Here is a 19296-nt window from a genome sequence, read left to right as displayed (position 1 = left end):
AAAATAATGTCCCGCCTATATCGTGGTCGTAAAAATGAAAAACGTAAAAAATTAGACCCGCTATTATTTCCAGGAGCCTTTTTAAAGAGGATGATAGGTATAGCTATTTATTGGTCATCGATTTCCATACCGCCAAAGTAGGTGCGGAATTCTTCCAAGGAAATTTCAATCACACTTCCGTGCCGTATTCCTTTCGGAAAGGTAAGCTTGTTTGAAATATCCCTCCAGTTTTGCAGATCAGCAGAGGTGACAGCTCCGTATTTTTTATCGATATATTTATCAAAATATACCGTCCAATTTCCATTAACCTTAGCTACTGTGGGGCCTTCAGCCCAATAATTGCCCGTTATGGGTTTCCCGGCATCCCCATAAGGTCCCGTTATGTTATTGGCGTAGGCAATACGTATGTTCTTTTTAGCAGGTTCCCTTGTTTCGTCCTTTAAAAACATTATGTAATGATCCTCATTTTTAACAATAGTGGCATCGATGACATTAAACCCGGGCTCATAAAGTAGTTTTGTATCCGTAAATTGCTTAAAATCCTTAGTGGTAGTATAATATATGCGGTGATTGTACCCATTTTCTTCCTTTGATTGCGTTTTTGGATATTCACCTGCTATGGTGGTGGCCCAATAAACCATGTACAGTCCCTGTTCCGGATCGTAAGTAATTTCAGGCGCCCAGCAATTTCTGGCCTGTTTTTCATTCTCCATCACAGGGATATACACTTGTTTGGACCAATGTATCAGATCCGGTGAACTTGCATATCCAATCCCTTTTTCTGTCCATCCGCAGGTCCAGACCATATGAAAATTACCATCGCCTCCTTTTATAATGCATGGGTCCCGCATTAATTTACTTTTCCCGACAACGGGGGTCAAAAAGGAATTGTCATTGTTCAGGGCCTTCCATGAATAACCGTCCGGACTGTATGCATAATGGAGCCCGTCTTCCCCATTTCCCTTGAAATATGAAAACAGGTATGCTTTTTCTTCCGGCAATATATTATTTGCCTTTAACCAATCCCGGCAAGCTTTTGTCCACTGCCGGGTTTGTTCATTGTTTCCCAACCCAAAGCCATGGCCGCCATTTTGATAGAGATGCATTTCTGTGGCAATTCCCGCTTCTTTTAGGGATTTGTAATATGCTATACTATTTTCTACCGGAACCGCTTTATCATCCGTTGCATGTACCAAGAAGGCCGGGGGTGTTTGTGAATTAATTTTATAGGTTGCGGTAAACTCCTTTTTTAAACTTTCCGAGGCATTTTTTCCCAATAGATGCATTTGTGAACCTGTATGCGTATAACGGTCTTCCATAGAAATAACGGGATATATCAATATTGAAAAATCCGGTCTTGCACTTTTGTTTTCATCTAGATTGTATGTCTTTTTATTGTATTGGGTTGATAAAGTCGATGCCAAATGTCCTCCGGCCGAAAAACCCATGACACCTATTTTGTTGGTCTCTATGTTCCAAGCTTCTGCGTTTTGCCTGATTAAACGCATGGCCCTTTGTGCATCTTGCAACGGCCCCACTTTTTTATCATCCATGATCTGGTCATTGGGGAGTCTGTATTTCAGCACAAAAGCGGCAATCCCCAGGGTATTTAACCACTTGGCAACTTTGTATCCTTCCTTATCGATGGCCAAATGTGAATAGCCACCGCCCGGACAGATCAATATGGCGGGCGTTTTTTCCGAAGATGTTCTTTTGGGGGAAAATAAAGTTAATGTGGGCTCGACCACTTGGGATATACGCTTTGGGATGCCCCTTTCATCCTTGACATCTCTTTCAGTATAATTTTTTGCTTTGACCGCCCCGGGAACATGCTCCCAAAGACTAATTACCTTTTGTCCTTGGGAATACCCCCCTGTAGCTAATAGTAAGATAAATAAAAATGTTGTAAATGGTCTATACCTCATAACAATCTTATAAATTCATGCGATAGATTTCGGTGCCGGCCAAAAGAAAGCAACCAAGTCCGTAATCTTCAAAATCGGGAACTTTATCATAGGACAATGGCTGTCCCGCCTTGGGTTCTTTTCCCGTGGATTGCACATACCCCAGAAACCCGTTTTCGTGCAGGCTATCCTTTAGTAAGGCTTCCCACCCTTTTTTTATCACAGGCAGGTAAGTTTCCTTATCCAAAATACCCTGATTTACGCCATAGGCCATCGCATAAATAAAAAGGGATGTCCCCGTTGCTTCCTTTCCGCCGTAGTTGTTTTCATCGTGCAGACTCACGTTCCAAAAACCATCTTTACGTTGCAAGGGAACCAGAGCTTTGGCCATGGATTTTAAGTCTTTGACATATTGTTCCCGGTGCGGGGCCGACTTCGGTACAATTGCCAATATCCTTGCCAAGGCGGCAATTACCCAGCCATTTCCCCTGCTCCAATACGAATCTTGTCCATTGGGCTCTGTGTAGGGCGGATCAAAATCTGCATCCCTCCACCATAAACCGTCTTTTGGATTGAAAAGTCCATTGTCGCCTTCCTTATTCCTTGTAAACATATACATGGCATACATCTTCTCAAAATAGGCAGTATTATTTTCCAATACGCCCATTTTGGCCAAAACAGGCATGCCCATTTGAATGGCATCTATCCAATCCCAATCGTTTAACTGAGGCGTGGAAAGCAACATTTGCATACAGGCGCGTGTATTTTTAAGCTTCCCGGAAGTAGGTTCCAAATTATACAGATCGATATAAGTCTGCGCCGCACAGTAATTATCGGCATTCCGGGTGGTATTGCCCCCGTTGAAGCCCCATTTATGGAAATTTGCCCAGTCCAGTGCATACTGGTAATAGGCCTCTTTCGGGTAAATTTCGTGCAAGGCCATGAGCCCTTCATAATAGACCCCACGGGTCCATATATTGCTGGGACGCTCTTTATTGGTAACAATGGTTTTTCCGGTATCCGGCCATTTTTCCATAAAATAGGCATTGGCCAATATTAAATTTTTTAAAACCTCCTCTTTTTTAAAAATATCCTGCGCATAGGTGTTCGTTAACATAAGGGCGGTTACGACCAGTACTAATTTTTTTTTCATCTTATATATTTTTAGTCCTTTAATTTTTTAATCCTCTTTTAAGGGGGTTACCCTTACCGGGCCCAATAATCCGGAAGGCGTGTCCTTCCATTGCGTGGCATCAAATTTTTTATAATCCTTATCCACCATATTGATTTCATAAAATACCTTCCATTCCTGCCCGCTTTCTTCCAAGGCCTTGATCCGGTTGGCGGGCAGGTTGGTTACCTGTACCTTCAACTTATTTTTTCCTTTTTTAAGCAAATTGGTCTTTATTTTAAATGGAAGGGCCCATACAATACCGACATACTGATTATTGATCCACACTTTGGCACTCTCCCTTACCTGGCCTAAATCTAACTCCCAATAATCGGCGGTTTTGTTCAATTCAAAAGTTGTTTCATAAATTCCGGTACCTGAAAATGCAACTGCTTTTTCATCACCGAGCGCTGTCCACGAAATAAGCTTTGAAAGGTTTTTTGTTTCTTGAATTTCCGGCCCTCCCTGCTTGAAAGTTAATTTCCAAGGTGTTTTTACCTCAATTTCTTCATCTATCGGTTTTGTATATACCCATGGCGCTACAGCTGTATCCAATCCTGTTTTTAAAATATAGGCCTGGCCGGGTGCTATGGTCAGTTTTACTTTTGTCCCGGTATTCAAAGAGGTGATTCTTGCTTTTCCCACTTTCCCGTTTAAAGGATTGTAAACGGTAACCTGATCGGCAGGAAAATTCAAGGGGACGTCATATATGTTCTTGTTGGTATGATTTACAATGTAGTATATCTTTTCTCCATCCATATCCCTCCGGATGTACTTTAGCCCATTGAAAACCAGACTTTCGTTTTTAACATTACTGCCGGCAAGGGCATTAAAAAGATTGCTTGATATGGTTAATTGCCCGGTAAGCTCCTTAAGTTTTTGCTCTTGTTCCTTTACATCAAAATAGCCGGGGATGCTGTTGGGGATTCCTTGAAATATAATATGGGCCCCTTCTTTTTGAAGTGCAATGAGTTTTTGCAGGGTTTTTAAGGGCATCAGTTCACAATCCGGCACGACAAGTGCCTTGTAGGTACCGCCGGGCAGTATTATTTTTTTGTCCTTTACCTGTATCCGTTCAATAAACCTATCGGAAATATAATCGGTGGCATACCCATGCTGCGTCAATGTTTTATTGGTTTTATAAAATGAGGTATCCGTTAGCCATTCATTTAAAGAATGTATTTTAAACTGAAAAAATAAATCCCCCTTCAAATATTTATTCCAGGTATCGTAAATAGGATAATACAAAAGCACTTCGTTGTCCGGCTTTCCCTGTTGAAGAAAAGACTGGCATCTGGCTATATAGGAAAACAACCCGGGGGCATCTTCCCAAATGGTGTTGTTATAATTAAAATTAACCGATGCATAAAATTTCCATCCCGGCCAGGCCGCCCTGGGCGGAGAATAGGTAGAACCGTGCAAAAATATATGATTGATCCCGTTTACCAACAAATCCTCTGCTTCTGGTTTGCACTGCGAAAGTGCCGTTTTAAAATGGTCCCTTAACCATGTAAAGGTTTCTGCAGAGACCAAAGGTTTTCCCGAAATATGGGCCGCGGAGGATGAAAACTTTAACATGGCGGGGTCGGCATCGCCTTCACGTATATTTTCGGGCTCTCTTCTAAAACCGGGAATATCGTATGGCATCGAACCAAAGGTTTCACATTCCGGAATATCTGCCGAGGCATATAAATCGATAAGGTTTCCCGGGGAGCCATGTGCCTGTAATTTTGTTTTAAATCCTCTTTGGTGTGCCCACACCGTCCAGGGCCTGTCAAATTCTTCCAACAATAAATCTGAAAGTGTTTCCCGGTAATCGCTGCGTATCCTGTTGCTTGCCTCGCTGTTTTCCTTGTCCAACAATCTATTTAAGTAAGGTTTTAGGTCATACCCCCTTCTTTTATGGAACTCTTCAAAGAAACGGGAAGTAAAATCCGTGCCATATACCTCATAACTATCGTTAAAAACGGCCCTTATTTCCCCTTTAATTTGAGATAAAGCCTTGTTGAAAGGGACTACATAATCGTTTAGTGCAGTTTCCGAATAGTGGTCCAAAGTATATCCCTTTCCCCCCGGGGCAGCCCTCTTTACCTGTTGCCCCGTTGGTGCCTGATAAACGATGTAAACATTATAAGGTTGATTTTTGGCAATCCATTTCTTCTTTTTATAAGAAAGTTCACGGGTTAAATCGATAAAATTATTGTCAACTCCATAGGCATAAATCCCCTTTAACTTCAATGTATTTCCCTTTACCAATGAATCCCCTATATATTGATGTAAGACTCCACCTTTTTTTAATTCTTTTTTTACACTCACTATTTTTTTTGCAGCATGGGATATTTCAACCTGGGGCCCTCCATAGGGCCAACCGGTCCCCAAGGTCATATCTACGCCCATCTGCAAGCTATCGGCAATATGAACGGTATAGTCGAGCATTTGTATCCACTTTGGGGAAAGATATCCTATAAAATTATCTTCTTCTCCCCTTACACCGTATATCGGGGTTATTTCCACCCCCCCGATCCCGGCTTTGCTCAAGGCTTCTAAATTATATTTAATTCCGGTAGCGTCTACGGCATTGCCCATCCACCACCAGCGTGTCCATGTTCTTTGGGTTTTGGTAACCTCTGGCCAAGAAGAAGGTGTGTTTTGTGCCATGGTCAAGGCTCCTGCCAGGGTCATTATACTATTTATAAAGTACTTTTTTTGCATTGATGAATTGGTATACATTGTAAGCTTATTAATACGGGCGCTATTTATAGCCTAATCCTTCAGAAATATTTAAATCCCTGAAAAACATAAAATTATTTTACGGAAATAGCAACCTTTTCCAATGTTAGATTCTTAATAAAACCGGTATTTTCTATGGCTCCGTCCGGGGAATTCACCGACAAGTTTTCAAAAGTAAAGTCGGATAACATATATTGATCGGACTCTTGAATATTGAAGACTTTATCGCAGGTCAATTTCAGGTTTTTCATGGTTATGTGCTGTGCTTCGGACTTTCGAATATTCTTTTCGCCTTTTAGGTCAAAAAATTGCGTCCACGGTTTGATATAAATCATATTTCGAGCACTTCCGCTTATATTTTCTATGGTGATGTATTCGTATTTCTGATTGGTATCCGGCCTCATTTTCAACCAAAAAACCCGGCTAGCATCTTCTACGGTAGAACGCCTAAAGAGCACATTGTAATTATGTATGGATTCGCTTCCGCAGGTAAGGGCGCTATGGCAAAACCCATAGGTATTGTCTTCAATTAAAATATTCCGGTTTTCACCATTGTCCTTATCCTCATGAGCAAAAGGCCCCTTTCCGCCCTTTAAGGCAACTGCATCGTCGTTAACGGACATATAGCAGTTCTTTATCAAGAAGTTGGTACACACATCTATATCCACCGCATCGGTGCTCGGTGCCCTTACAGGTTTTGAAGGCGATGTTATTTTTAAGTTCAATAGTTTTACATTTTCACATTTATAAAAATGAGTGGTCCAAAAAGGAGAATCTTTTAAGTGAATATTAGAAATCTGGACATTCTTACTATTAGAAACATATAGCAATCGCGGCCTCATTTCATCTTTATTGGTACAATCCGGGTTCCATTCCCTGCGAAGCCAAAAAGCTTTCCAATACCTAAGCCCGTTTCCGTTAATGGTGCCCTCTCCGGAAATTGTAAAGCCATCAAGTCCATCGGCATTTACCAGGGCCGGGAAATATTTAACCGATTGTCCTTCTATACGCGTCATCAAGACCGGGAAGTTGCTTATATCATCGCTTCCTTTCAACACACCGCCTTTCTCAAGGTATAAATGCGTTCCTTGTTTAAAAAAAAGGGCACCGCTCAAATAAACGCCTTTGGGCACAACAATGACCCCGCCCCCATTTTTGTGCGCCCTGTCTATGACCGCCTGAATTTTTTCGGTCTGCACCAACGTACTATCTTCATCTATGTTAAAATCTGTAATTACGTACTGCTTTCCCAAGGTGGAAATATCGGTCTCTTTAATTTCACGGAACCAATTGGGAATTTTTGACCCATCGGGAAAAATATCCTGGGAAGTCACCGTTTGGGGAACTATTGCAATAAGTAAAAAAAATAGTTTCAAACAGCTCATTGCATCTAATGCTTTCATGTATTATAGGTTGGATCGTTAAACAAAAGTATAAATATAAGCTTCAGCCCCTGTGGGGTCATCCTGCTCCGTCCTGCATTGAAGCATTTTTTTGTTAGTTTTTAAGTTTATAAACCTATTTGACCTACTTATACGATACTAAAAATTTAAGAATATTATAATGATTCCATTAAAAAAAATGGCTTTATAAAAACAATTTATCATAAACAGTCAAAAAATATTTTATTTAACACTCCGTATTTTTTAATAGCGCCAAAGCCTCAAATCATAAGTGTTTACTACACACTTGACTGATTTCCCCACCTAACAGACAAGCGCTAGGTTAATCGATTACAGTACACCACAGGATAGTATCGAAACTTCAATTAAATAATTTTGAGAATACGATAACTAAACTAACTTTTTATGAAACAAAAATTCTTTCTTTGGCTAAGTACACTGCTTTTAATATTAATATCGGGTTCCATATATGGACAAGGTAGAAATATAACCGGAACAGTTACAGATGCATCGGGGATTCCAATGCCCGGGGTGAATGTAGTTGTAAAAGGGACACAAAGGGGTGTCAGTACAGATTTTGACGGAAACTACAGTATAAATGCTTCTCAAGGAGAAGTGTTGGTTTTTACCTATGTAGGCTCGCAAACGATTGAGAAGACCATTACCCAGCAAAGCACCTATAATGCAGTTATGGAGTTGGATAGCAACGAGCTCGATGAAGTGGTTGTTATTGGTTATGGAACAGCAAAAAAGAGTGATGTAACCGGGGCCCTGGTGAGCGTAGGTTCAGAAGAACTAATGACCCAGCCCGTTAACAACGCATTTGAAGCTTTACAGGGGAAAGCAGCCGGGGTTGATATAACCAGTAACCAGCGACCGGGGCAAATTGGAACGGTTCGCATCCGGGGAAACCGGTCCCTTACCGCAAGCAATGCCCCCCTATATGTTGTGGACGGCGTTCCTTTAATGTCCCCCAGCTCGATTGAAACGCTCAACCCAAGGGATATTGAATCCATTGAGGTTTTAAAAGATGCTTCGGCAACGGCTATTTATGGCTCCCGCGGTGCAAATGGGGTTATCATCGTTTCTACCAAAAAAGGAAAACCGGGAAGGTTCAGCTTAAATTATACAGGGGTTGCAACCACCGCTACAATTGTAGACAGGGCCCCTTCTATGAGTGCAGCGGATTTTATTGAATTTAGACGCTGGGCAGCATACAACCTAGATCCGGAAGTATATGCACATCCCGACAATCCAACCTATGAAAATGACTATGTTATTTTTGATAGCGCACTGGACGGTCAAACTTCCAGGGATAATGTTTTAAGGGGATGGGAAGGTGGAACTTACGATCCCTCCAGGGTCGTGGATACAGATTGGACCGACTTTGTTACCCAAACTGCACTAACCACAGAACATAATATAAGCGCCAGTGGCGGTACCGAAAGGATGAATGCCTATGGTTCTTTTGGATATCTAAACAACGAAGGAACCCAAAAAGGTCAGTTTTACGAGCGGTACACTGCAAAACTCAGTGCCGAAATAAAGGCAACCGATTGGTTTACCCTTAATGCCACCATGAACGCAACATGGAGCGATCAAGACTATGGGATGTCTCAATTGGGTGCACGAAGCGGTACTGGCCCCGATGCCATTTACGGGAACGCAAAAGCCATCTACAATATGGCTGTTCCTTACGATTCGGAAGGAAATCCGGTAATTAATCCGGGAGGGGAATCGGGTATTTATACCATTATAGATGAATGGGACAAAAGTACCCAGCAATCGGAAACCATGCGGTTATTGGGGAGCCTTAGCGCTACTTTGGATCTGGGCGAGATCGTGAGCCCGCTTAAAGGACTTCAATACAAAATGAACTTCGGACCCGATTTCCGCCATTGGAGGGAAGGCTCGTATATTGATGGCACCTCCTCCTATAAAATTAATGCAGATGGCTCTACCGGGGTCAACTATGCCAGATTAAGAAACCGAAGGGATTTTTCTTGGACATTAGACAATATGCTTCTTTACAATAGAACTTTTGCAGAAAAACATAATTTGGGACTTACCTTATTGCAAACAGCTTCTTCTTGGAACATTGAAGAATCGGCCATGAGTGCCAATAATATCCCTAAAGAATCGTATCTATGGAATGCTTTTGGTACTATAGATATTACAAATCCCGATAACAATGCCTCTATGAGCTCCGGGTTAACCGAACGCCAGCTAAGCTCCTATATGGTCCGGGCCAATTACGGCTTTGACGACCGCTATTTAATCACCTTATCAGGACGTTGGGACGGTGCCTCGCAATTGGGCGAGGGCAATAAATGGGACTTTTTCCCTTCGGCGGCTTTTGCCTGGAGGATCAAGCAGGAAGATTTTATGACCGGGGTAACCTGGCTAAGCGACCTTAAACTTCGTTTGGGCTTTGGGACTACCGGCAATTCAGCCGTAGATCCTTATGCAACCAAAGGGGACGTTACCCAGATTTACCTTCCTTTTAACGGGATGAGCAATACTGTGGGATATACCACCAACGAACCTTACTACTCTAAAGATCAATTGACCATGGCCAACCCCGCCCTGGGCTGGGAAAAGACCACGCAATACAATATCGGCCTGGATTTTGCCATGTTCAACAATAGGATCAATGGTAGTTTGGACATGTACAAATCCTTTACCAATGAGTTATTAATGTCGGTAAATATCCCGACGTTAACCGGATATCCCAATATTATTGCCAATATAGGTAAAACCAACAACCGCGGGGTCGAATTGACCTTAAATGCCACCCCTATAGAAACCGGAGGGGGATTTGCCTGGGACACCAATGTCAATATTGCATGGCAAAAAGACGAAATCGAAGAGCTGGCCTATGGAAAGAACGACATGGTGGACAACCAATGGTTTATAGGACGCTCCATAGCTGTTGAATATGGATATGACAATGAAGGGCTGTGGCAGGATACTCCCGAGGATCAAGCCGAAATGGAGCTATGGAATGCCAATGGTTATGACTTTACCCCAGGAAACGTACGCCCTAAAGATCAAAACGGTGATTATGAAATGACCGAAGAGGACCGTGTTGTTTTAGGGAACAGCAACCCAAGATGGGTCATTGGTTGGAACAATGCTTTTTCCTACAAGGGCATAGAATTGAGCATGAATATCTATTCGCGTTTAAATTATACCGACAATATCGGGGGGCAGGCCTTTACGGCACATTCCAATCAAATAAATGTAGACTATTGGACCCCCGATAACCCAGGTGCCGAATTTCAAAAACCGATTCTAGGACAGGCTACTTCCGGGTCCCAAGATGATTTTTCAGGAATCTTAGGTTTCAAAGATGCCGGTTTTGTGAAAATCAGGAATATATCACTTGGATATAATTTCCCATCGGATTTCTGTAGTAAAAACGGATTTGACAATCTGAAAATTTACTTCCAGGCCATCAACCCGGGAAGTATCTATCAAGCTGTAGACTGGTATGACTTTGATGTAAATTCCACTTTTTTCAACAGAAGCTTTGCTCTGGGAATCAATATCGGAATATAATAACCTAGCACTGACGAAATGAATATAAAAAATAAGATTATGACGACTCTAAAAAACATAGGAACTTGCCTTTTCATCATAATGGGACTGTCACTTGGTTCATGTAACAAAGACTTTCTGGATGAAGAATTGACAACCCAATACTCTACGGATTATTTTGATACCCCGGAAGGCTTGGAAGAACTTACCATATCTCTTTATGGTAATATAAGATGGCATTTTGGATATGAGTGGGCCTATGGTACGACCCTATATGGTACCGATGAATTTACCAATGCCAATGATTTGACAAATGAGATGTGGAACACCTATGACAATAGGTTGGGGCCACTTGGGGCAACGCCCGAAACCGGGGCCGCTAATGGAAATGCTACCTCCCCTGCCAATCTCTGGGATGAATTGTATTATGGGATTGCTTCTGCAAATACCATTATTGCCAAAGCACCGGAAATTATCGAAGATGAATCGGTACGCAACCGTTGCCTGGCACATGCCTATTTTTTAAGGGGATATAACTATTACAGGCTTACCGCCCAATACGGAAGCGTTGTATTACAGACAGAACCCGCTGAAGGTATCGTCAGGAATTTTGAAAGGCCGACCGCGGAAGCATGTTGGGAGCAAGTAATCTCAGACCTCAGAAATGCTTATGAGCTCTTTGAAGGTGAAGTCTTTACCTACGGAAAAGGGATTACATGGACCAAGGCCACCGCAGCTCATTTCTTGGCCAAGGCGCTCTTGTTCAGGGCATCTGAACGGAACGACGATTGGAATAGTTCCTATAAAGAGGCCGATTTAAATGAAGCCATAGAAGCCGCTTCATATGCCATTAGTGCCCGTGGCCCCCTTACGCCCGATTATAACGACCTGTATGCCAACTGGACGGGGGTCGATTGTGAAATCGAGCAATTGGATGAAATTTTAATGGCTGCCGGATATAATGCGGACGGGGCAACCGGTGGAAGGTTTGGCAACAGGACATACAACTATTTCAACCCGCAATTTTCCAGCTTTTCGGGAGGTTGGGTACGCCGTGGAGTATGGATCGGAGGTATGGATTTTCAACGCTGCAGGCCTACCGAATACAGCTATGCGGTTTTCGACCACGTAAACGATGCCCGCATGTGGAAGACCTTTAAAACCGTTTACGGAACCAATAATATTGCTGAAGAAGGACATGACGTTCAACCCGGGGACCCCGGAATTGTAATGATCCTGAATACACAGGACGATCATACTTACGATGCTTATACCTTTGGCGCTTTTGTGCAGAGCCCCGATTGGACAGATACCCAGGGAAGGCTTGCCGAGTGGAATGTGGGGGAACGACAGACCCCAACCGCGGGAACCTTAACCGATGAACCCGGACAATGGGTCCCCAATTCATTGGTATTGTACCAAAATGGGGAATACGTGGCCCCCAATTTCAAAAACCAGCCCATTTGTAACTTTTTTGCGGGAATAAACAAAACCGATGACGGCTCGCGTTTTGCGGAAAAAGGAGACGCGCACCGCGATGTAACGATGGCCCGCCTGGCAGAAACGTACCTGGTAAGGGCCGAGTGTTATGTGCGCCTGAATCAATACGGAAATGCCATGAACGATATTAACGAAGTAAGAAGAAGGGCCGAATGGAAGGCAGGAGAAAACAGGTCTTATTATACCGATGGGGGCATGGCCTTTGAAAACAATAGTCTGAACACCGGTACTGCCGCTGAAAATTACATCAATTCCAACCTCAACATGAACACGTATTATTTGTCCAACCCGGATATTGATGTCACTACGGAAGCATCTAGCCTGGAACTAAGTTCTTTCCCCAGCAACTTGCCTCCGGAGGATGAAAAAATACTGACCAGAATAGGCGCTTCCAGCCAATATGACAGAGCGCTCAATTTTATTTTAAATGAACGGACCCGTGAATTACTGGGCGAATGGCAACGATGGGAGACCCTTTCCCGAACCGGGACCCTGTTTAAAAGAGCACGGGCATTTAATCCGGAGGCCGCTACCGGCATCACGGAAAACAAGCATGAACTCCGCCCCATTCCGCAAACCTTTATCGATGGTCTGCTCAATGAGGATGGAACCAACTTATCGCCTTCTGATAAAGCCATATGGCAAAATCCAGGTTATGGCAATTAAACCTAATAATGAAGCTAAGCATATCAATTAATTTATTAAAGCAGACATTAAATTAGCAGTTGATTATAATAGCACTTTTGTTCTTCATACAAGTATAGCTTCATTTACTTAACGCTCCGCCTAAACATTTGGCGGGGCGTTTTGTTTTATCTCTTACCATAAGGCTACGGAATATCCCTCAGGTAGGTACAGGATGATAAAGAACGGGGCGCGCATTATTTTTATAAAAAATCCCATTAACCTCTCAAAAAGCACCATTATGTCCAGATGCCTATTTTTAGGAATGTTTTTTTCTTTTTTCTTTATTTCCTGCCAACCGAAAAAAAAGGAAGTTATATTACAAAGCATACCGGTATCTGCCCCCTTTGGAAGGGTCGCTGTTAAAACTCCCGATTTTAGTAATCTTAACAAGTATTACATTACCAATTTTAACGCAGTTCCCGGGGATAAAAAAGCAAATACCCAAGCCATTAAACTAGCTATTGAAAAGGCCCGTGAAAACGGGGGCGGGACCATTGTGATTCCCAAAGGGGAATGGATGACGGGTAAAATTCATTTAAAGAGCAATATTAACTTGCACTTGGAAAAAGGGGCTGTTTTGCTTTTTTCAGATGCCCCTGAAGATTATCTGCCCCCCGTGCATACCACATGGGAAGGTCTGGAATGTTTTAATTACTCGCCCCTTATTTATGCCTATGAATGTAAAAACATTGCCATTACGGGACAGGGAACATTAAAGGCGGAAATGGGTACTTGGCGGAAATGGTTCGATAGGCCGCCGGGCCATATGAACAGTTTAAAACGCTTGTACAATATGGCCGCTAAAGACGTTCCGGTCGAACAGCGCCAAATGGTAAACGATTCTTCCAATTTTAGGCCCCAATTTATTCAGTTCAACCGTTCCGAAAACATTTTATTGGACAGTATCACTATTACGCACAGCCCCTTTTGGGTAATTCACCCGTATCTGTCTAAAAATGTAACTATTAAAAACGTAAAGGTATTTGCACATGGGCACAATAACGACGGTGTGGACCCCGAAATGAGTCAGCATATATTAATCGAGAATTGTGTTTTTGACCAAGGTGACGATGCAATTGCGGTCAAGTCCGGAAGAAATCAAGATGCATGGAAACTAAACACGCCCTCAAAGGACATTGTTATAAAAAACTGTAAAATCATCAACGGGCATCAATTATTGGCCATTGGAAGCGAACTTTCTGGAGGGGTGGAGAACATCTATATGTCTAACTGCGAAGTTGCCGAAAATGCAAAACTCAACCATTTACTTTTCATAAAAACCAACGAACGCCGCGGCGGCTATGTAAAGAATATTTACATGGACAGTATTCAAGCCGGGAAAATCGATGCGGGTGTCCTGGGCATAGAAACCGATGTGCTATATCAGTGGCGGGACTTAGTACCTACCTATGAACGCAGACTTACTTTAATTGACGGTATTTACATGAATAAAATTCATGCCAAAAACGTTGAATTTTTATCCCGGATTTTAGGACAAGAAGAAAAGCCCGTTAAAAATGTGCGATTAACAGAAGTTGCTTCCGATAGTATTAGAAAAGAAAAGCATATTCACCAAAACGTTGATAACTTCAACCAAAACTAACAAAAACATTTCACTTTATGTATAAAAATGCATTTACCATGAAGCTAAAGCCCGGTTTTGTGGGTGAATATAAAAAACGGCACGATGAAATTTGGCCGGAGCTAAAACAATTACTCTCTGAAGCAGGTATTTCTGATTATTCCATTTTTTTAGACGAAACCACCCTGACCCTTTTTGCAGTTCAAAAATTAACTGATGATTTTGTTCCTTCTAAGATCCCCAATCATCCCATAGTTAAAAAATGGTGGGCATATATGGCCGATATCATGGAAACCAATAAAGATAATTCCCCTGTTGAAAAACCCTTAATTAAAATGTTTCATATGGATTAATCGATTAATCATTCGTTGTTTCCTGCATTAATTTATAAGGCAATTCTTTACTATTTGTTTTTAAAATAAAGTAGTCCAAGGAAACGCCAGGATCAATGCCATATATCTTTAATTTTTGTTTTCCTTTATGTTTTATCGGTACCACTATTTTTTTCAGTGCTTTATTGCTCAGAACATTTTTTTTCCAGGTTTCACTTCTTCCTGCTGTTTTAAAATTTATAATTTCGCTTGGTTCGTCATTCCATTGCACGGCAATTCTTACCTGTCCATCTGTTGTCAAGGGGTGCGTGGGCAATGCAACAATTGCTAATTCTGCATTATTTGATAGCGTTTCGGCATACAGCTCGTATTCTAAAATTGCATTTTTTTCAGGTTTTGCTTTAGGTGTTTTATCAAAAGGCATGGACTGCATCACCGTTTTTGAATGCCCCAAACCTTTTATTTCATGCCACATTGAATTCTTAAAAGGAATATTTTTAGTATAGCTTTTGGCATAAATAACTGCCATTCCGTTTTTTTCAATAATGCTATGTTTTGGAATATCTGTAAAACTGGCAGAAACATTTACTTGAATTTCTTTCTGCATACCATGCATTTCAATATGTATTATTCCTGAAAGTGGTTTTCCGGATTTTCTCCATGCATCCCAATCAATAGAAACATACATTCTATCTTCTAATAATTCTTGAGCTAATTCTCCCGATGTTTTTGAAACTCTAAGCCAAGCTGGTAGTTTAGAGAATTGCCATTTTGCATGATTGGCTGCCTTTAAATAAACATCTATAAAATAAGCATCGGCATTATTTATATAAAAATTCGGCAGTTTATCAATCCCTTCTGCGGTTTTCAGGGTATCTTCAACGGCAATGCCGGTAAGTTGTTTGTAATAAATATCTGGTATATTTATTTCAGGATTGTCAAAAACGGGCAAATTCCTTGGTTTCATATCCATAATACCGCTCCACTTTCCGGTAGTCAGCTGGTTGTATTGCCCTGTTAATGCAACAATATTTTTATACGCTTTATTTGACCTCTCTTTGTAAGTGGAGGCACTTTTTCTGAATTGCCCGGCATAGGTCAGTGCCTTGTCCCGATATAAAAATTTTTTATTCATGTTGGCCGAAGCCTGAATTGGGTACTTTACCAATTGAAAATAGGTGCTTTTTAAATTTTCCGGCAATCGTTCTTCTATTTCATCAGCCCTGTTTTCAATCATTTCATAAGCTACGGTGCGTTGTTTTATTTCATCCCCGTTTACCAGCGGGTTGTATGCTGTTTGGTGTATGGACGTTGTCGGTTCGGTTTGGCTCCAGCCCATAAACTCCGGTTTGCGTTCAAAAGCCAACTGGTAATATATTTTTCTTATATCAACAATTTTTTTAGCCACTTCGGCACCAAAAACATCGGCATAAAATCCTTGCTGGTGTTTTTCAAGATAGGCCGCATCTTTAAACTTTTCGGCATCATATGCCATATCCATAAACAATTGTGTGTTGTATTCCGCTGGTTTTATATCGCCTACATTTAAGATCCATATTTCTTTATCGTCTAAATCATATGCTTTCATCATTTCTTCCCTTATTAAACTTGGGCTGGTAGTGCTTAACCATAAATAATCATGGGGCCGCCCCCAATAAGAGGCATGGTAATAAACCCCGCCGCCGCCGGTTCGTTTATGTTCTTTGGCATCACCCAGGGCACGGATATACCCATAATTATCATCCGTCCAAACAAGGGTAATATCATCGGGTATTTCAAGACCATTTTTATACAAGTCCAATACCTCTTTATAGAGGGTAAACGCCTGCGGAACTGATGAAATATCCTTATTGATATATTTTTCAAGCAAAAGCCTTTGGTCTGTAATTACATTGTTTAAAACAGTAATGGCTTCTTGTTTATTCTCTACACCTTCCATGCCACTATCGTGGACACCACGCATGCCAATGGTGTAAATAGCATCCATATTTTTTGACTCTTTCACACGGGTTTCCCAATAATTATAAACCCGTTCCTTGTTTGTTCTGTAATTAAAGCTCCCCAATTGCTTTTCATCCCATTCGTCCACATTATTTCTCAGCATGGGCTCCGCATGGGAACTCCCCACAACAATATGATATTTTTTTGCCATCTCAGGGTTGCCCGCATAATGAAAAAAAGCTTTGGTACTGGGGTGCATGGCAGGCCAAATAGTATTTGCATTTAGGCGCAATAAAAGCTCAAATAGCTTAGCATAGGTCTTTGGACCAATATCTCCCGTTTCAGGTTCGAAGGTGTTGGCCGCCCAAGGTTGCAAACCCCAGTCCTCATCGTTTAAAAAAATTCCCCGGTAGGCCACGGAAGGTTCTTTCGAGTATGATGTATCGATATCGATTTCTAACTTATTTTTCTTTACTACCGGTACATCTGCCCACCAATACCATGGATTCACCCCTATTTTTTTTGATATGTTAAAAACGCCATAAGCCGTTCCCCTGGGATCGGTGCCCGCTATAATTAACCGTTTCTTATCCTTTGATAGCTGCAAAACATAACTTTCCTTTTGCAACAAAAAATGCTTGCTTGTTTTTTTGTAAAAATGCTTCTGTATGAAAGATGAATTTATAGTGCCTATCAATATGGCATGTCCGCTTACTTTTTTCACAACAGGTTTAACCTCCGGTCTATGTCCTGTGGTACGCTCGATATCATCGGCCAATAAATTTGCTGAAATGGAATCTAACGAATTCCCTTTGGCATCATAAAAAATAGTTGCCATTCGGGCATTAGAATAGATGTTAAATGCTTCTGTTTGTGAAAACCCTTCAAAAAAAGCCATTAAAGTTACCACGCTCATCCAAAATATACCTTGGAAATTCATCATTTTCTTATTGCTGTTGAATCGTTTATTGTTTTTGCTGAAAGCGTGTCAATTTCTTTTTGCCCCAATACAAATCCACTCAATCCTATTGATTTATCATTCTTTAGGCACATAGCTACAATTGATGCATTGTATGAAGCTCCATTGGCATTGGTATGCGTATGGTCTTTGGGGAAAAACTTATTTATTATCGGTTCCCCTACTCCTTCATAAGCTATGGCAATACTATCGTTCAAATCTATAAATTCGGCATTGTTTTGTATTGCCGTTTGCTTTGCCCATAAACCGTAAGTTTTGTTGGCTCTTTCGACTTGCTTGCCTTGCCACTCATTTCTAGGAATATGGCTAAATACAACCGGAACAGCTCCTTTTTCTTTAGCGCCATTTATAAACACCGACATATACCAACCATACGTATGTACTTCCTCTTTTTTACCATCATCTTTTGTGATTATTCGTATGGAGTCGCCAATGCCTCGAAGAGAGCCTCTGTATTTAGGCTTGTCTATATTTCCACCATCATTATGCCCAAATTGCATTAATACATAGTCGCCTTTTTGTAAAGTATCGTATACCGCTTGCCAAAGTTTTTCATTATAAAAGGTACGACTGCTCCTGCCCCCTCTTGCCTTATTGATAATATTGACCCTTGTAGTATCCATATATTTGTACAATTCAACACCCCAGCCCACGGCTTCGGGAATTCCATTGTTTGCCACAGTAGAGTCGCCTATTAAATAAATGTCCGTTTTTTTGGGAAGTATAATGGTTGGGTTTTCCAGCACAAATCCTTTTAAAGGGTTCGCTGTCTTTTTTAATTCTTGTGTTATAATAGAAGCCGCTAAAACAGCCCCTTTGGCACTGGTATGGGTATGATCTTTTTTATAAAATAGATTTCCATACATATTTTCTTCCCCAAGTCCTTCCATCTTCAAAGCCATTTGCTCATTTAAATCAATAAAAGTCACCGCTTCCTGAGCTGCTACTTGTTTTGCCCATAACCCATAAGAATCATTATTTCTGGGCACTTGTCCATTATTCCATTTATTTCTCGGAATGGGTGACATCACTACAGGAATGGCACCTTTTGACTTGGCTCCTTCGATAATTTTTCGAAGATACCAACCATAAGTATGCACAACTTCATGCTTCCCCGTTAACATGTTATCGATTTCTTTAGATGCATCGCCTATACCTTTTATGGTCCCCCGTGCCCTAAAGTTATCGTTAATGGGACCATTATCATTATGCCCAAATTGTATCAATACATAATCGCCTTTTTTTAAACTATCCAATACTGGTTTCCATAATCCTTTTTGAAGGTAGGTTCGGCTACTGGTCCCGCCCAATGCATGATTTTCTACCTGTATCTTTGTTGTATCCAAAAACTGACCGATAAAATCGCCCCACCCCCACAGCCCTCCGGCTCCATCGCCATGTCCGTTTTTTACTGTTGAGTCACCAACCGCATATACGGTAGGTTTTTGTTTGGCCGAATCTACCTTTTTGCATTGCATCAATAAAAATCCAAAGCATGCTAATAAAACCGTTGTTCGTTTCATGTAT

General features: G+C 41.4%; 10 protein-coding genes. 4 read left to right on the top strand and 6 right to left on the bottom strand.

Annotated elements, in window-relative coordinates:
* Positions 1-107: 107 nt before the first annotated feature.
* From UXI14_RS03490 to UXI14_RS03475, 4 genes are all read right to left on the bottom strand, one after another.
* Positions 108-1925 (bottom strand): prolyl oligopeptidase family serine peptidase, encoded by a 1818-nt coding sequence (locus UXI14_RS03490; RefSeq protein ID WP_335964863.1) that lies wholly within the window; start codon positions 1923-1925, stop codon positions 108-110.
* Positions 1926-1932: 7 nt separating this feature from the next.
* The gene (locus UXI14_RS03485) at positions 1933-3057 is read right to left on the bottom strand and encodes a glycoside hydrolase family 88 protein (RefSeq protein ID WP_335964862.1); all 1125 of its coding nucleotides are present in this window, start codon (positions 3055-3057) and stop codon (positions 1933-1935) included.
* A 27-nt stretch (positions 3058-3084) separates the two neighbouring features.
* Complete coding sequence (locus tag UXI14_RS03480) at positions 3085-5787, bottom strand: glycosyl hydrolase (RefSeq protein ID WP_335964861.1); 2703 nt, start codon at positions 5785-5787, stop codon at positions 3085-3087.
* 92 nt (positions 5788-5879) lie between these two features.
* A complete protein-coding gene (locus UXI14_RS03475) occupies positions 5880-7208 on the bottom strand; it encodes a glycosyl hydrolase family 28 protein (RefSeq protein WP_335964860.1) in 1329 nt (442 codons plus the stop codon).
* A 405-nt stretch (positions 7209-7613) separates the two neighbouring features.
* Here UXI14_RS03475 and UXI14_RS03470 point away from each other — a divergent pair, with 405 nt between their 5' ends.
* From UXI14_RS03470 to rhaM, 4 genes are all read left to right on the top strand, one after another.
* Positions 7614-10769: a TonB-dependent receptor gene (locus UXI14_RS03470; RefSeq protein ID WP_335964859.1), complete on the top strand. Its 3156-nt coding sequence runs from the start codon at positions 7614-7616 to the stop codon at positions 10767-10769.
* A 39-nt stretch (positions 10770-10808) separates the two neighbouring features.
* Positions 10809-12914, top strand: coding sequence for a RagB/SusD family nutrient uptake outer membrane protein (locus UXI14_RS03465; RefSeq protein ID WP_335964858.1), 2106 nt, complete (start codon positions 10809-10811; stop codon positions 12912-12914).
* Between the two features lie 259 nt (positions 12915-13173).
* Positions 13174-14538: a glycoside hydrolase family 28 protein gene (locus UXI14_RS03460; RefSeq protein WP_335964857.1), complete on the top strand. Its 1365-nt coding sequence runs from the start codon at positions 13174-13176 to the stop codon at positions 14536-14538.
* Between the two features lie 17 nt (positions 14539-14555).
* Complete coding sequence (gene rhaM / locus UXI14_RS03455; RefSeq protein ID WP_335964856.1) at positions 14556-14870, top strand: L-rhamnose mutarotase; 315 nt, start codon at positions 14556-14558, stop codon at positions 14868-14870.
* A 4-nt stretch (positions 14871-14874) separates the two neighbouring features.
* Here rhaM and UXI14_RS03450 read toward each other — a convergent pair whose 3' ends face one another.
* On the bottom strand, positions 14875-17733 hold the full coding sequence (locus tag UXI14_RS03450) for a glycosyl hydrolase 115 family protein (protein WP_335964855.1): 2859 nt from the start codon (positions 17731-17733) through the stop codon (positions 14875-14877).
* Positions 17730-19292, bottom strand: coding sequence for a rhamnogalacturonan acetylesterase (locus UXI14_RS03445; RefSeq protein WP_335964854.1), 1563 nt, complete (start codon positions 19290-19292; stop codon positions 17730-17732). Before UXI14_RS03445 ends, UXI14_RS03450 begins: the two co-directional genes overlap by 4 nt.
* Between the last annotated feature and the right edge of the window lie 4 nt (positions 19293-19296).

Source organism: Galbibacter sp. PAP.153, from assembly GCF_037029175.1.
GTDB classification, from domain to species: Bacteria; Bacteroidota; Bacteroidia; order Flavobacteriales; family Flavobacteriaceae; genus Galbibacter; species Galbibacter pacificus.
The sequence above is the reverse complement of the archived record's forward strand: the minus strand, read 5'-3'. Positions and strand labels throughout refer to the sequence as shown.

Bases quoted from the DNA above. Each gene is read 5' to 3' on its own strand.
- UXI14_RS03470 (WP_335964859.1), top strand. From the start codon at position 7,614: ATGAAACAAAAATTCTTTCTTTGGCTAAGTACACTGCTTTTAATATTA.
- UXI14_RS03450 (WP_335964855.1), bottom strand. From the start codon at position 17,733: ATGATGAATTTCCAAGGTATATTTTGGATGAGCGTGGTAACTTTAATG.
- UXI14_RS03465 (WP_335964858.1), top strand. From the start codon at position 10,809: ATGACGACTCTAAAAAACATAGGAACTTGCCTTTTCATCATAATGGGA.
- UXI14_RS03485 (WP_335964862.1), bottom strand. From the start codon at position 3,057: ATGAAAAAAAAATTAGTACTGGTCGTAACCGCCCTTATGTTAACGAAC.
- UXI14_RS03480 (WP_335964861.1), bottom strand. From the start codon at position 5,787: ATGCAAAAAAAGTACTTTATAAATAGTATAATGACCCTGGCAGGAGCC.
- UXI14_RS03490 (WP_335964863.1), bottom strand. From the start codon at position 1,925: ATGAGGTATAGACCATTTACAACATTTTTATTTATCTTACTATTAGCT.
- rhaM (WP_335964856.1), top strand. From the start codon at position 14,556: ATGTATAAAAATGCATTTACCATGAAGCTAAAGCCCGGTTTTGTGGGT.
- UXI14_RS03475 (WP_335964860.1), bottom strand. From the start codon at position 7,208: ATGAAAGCATTAGATGCAATGAGCTGTTTGAAACTATTTTTTTTACTT.
- UXI14_RS03460 (WP_335964857.1), top strand. From the start codon at position 13,174: ATGTCCAGATGCCTATTTTTAGGAATGTTTTTTTCTTTTTTCTTTATT.
- UXI14_RS03445 (WP_335964854.1), bottom strand. From the start codon at position 19,292: ATGAAACGAACAACGGTTTTATTAGCATGCTTTGGATTTTTATTGATG.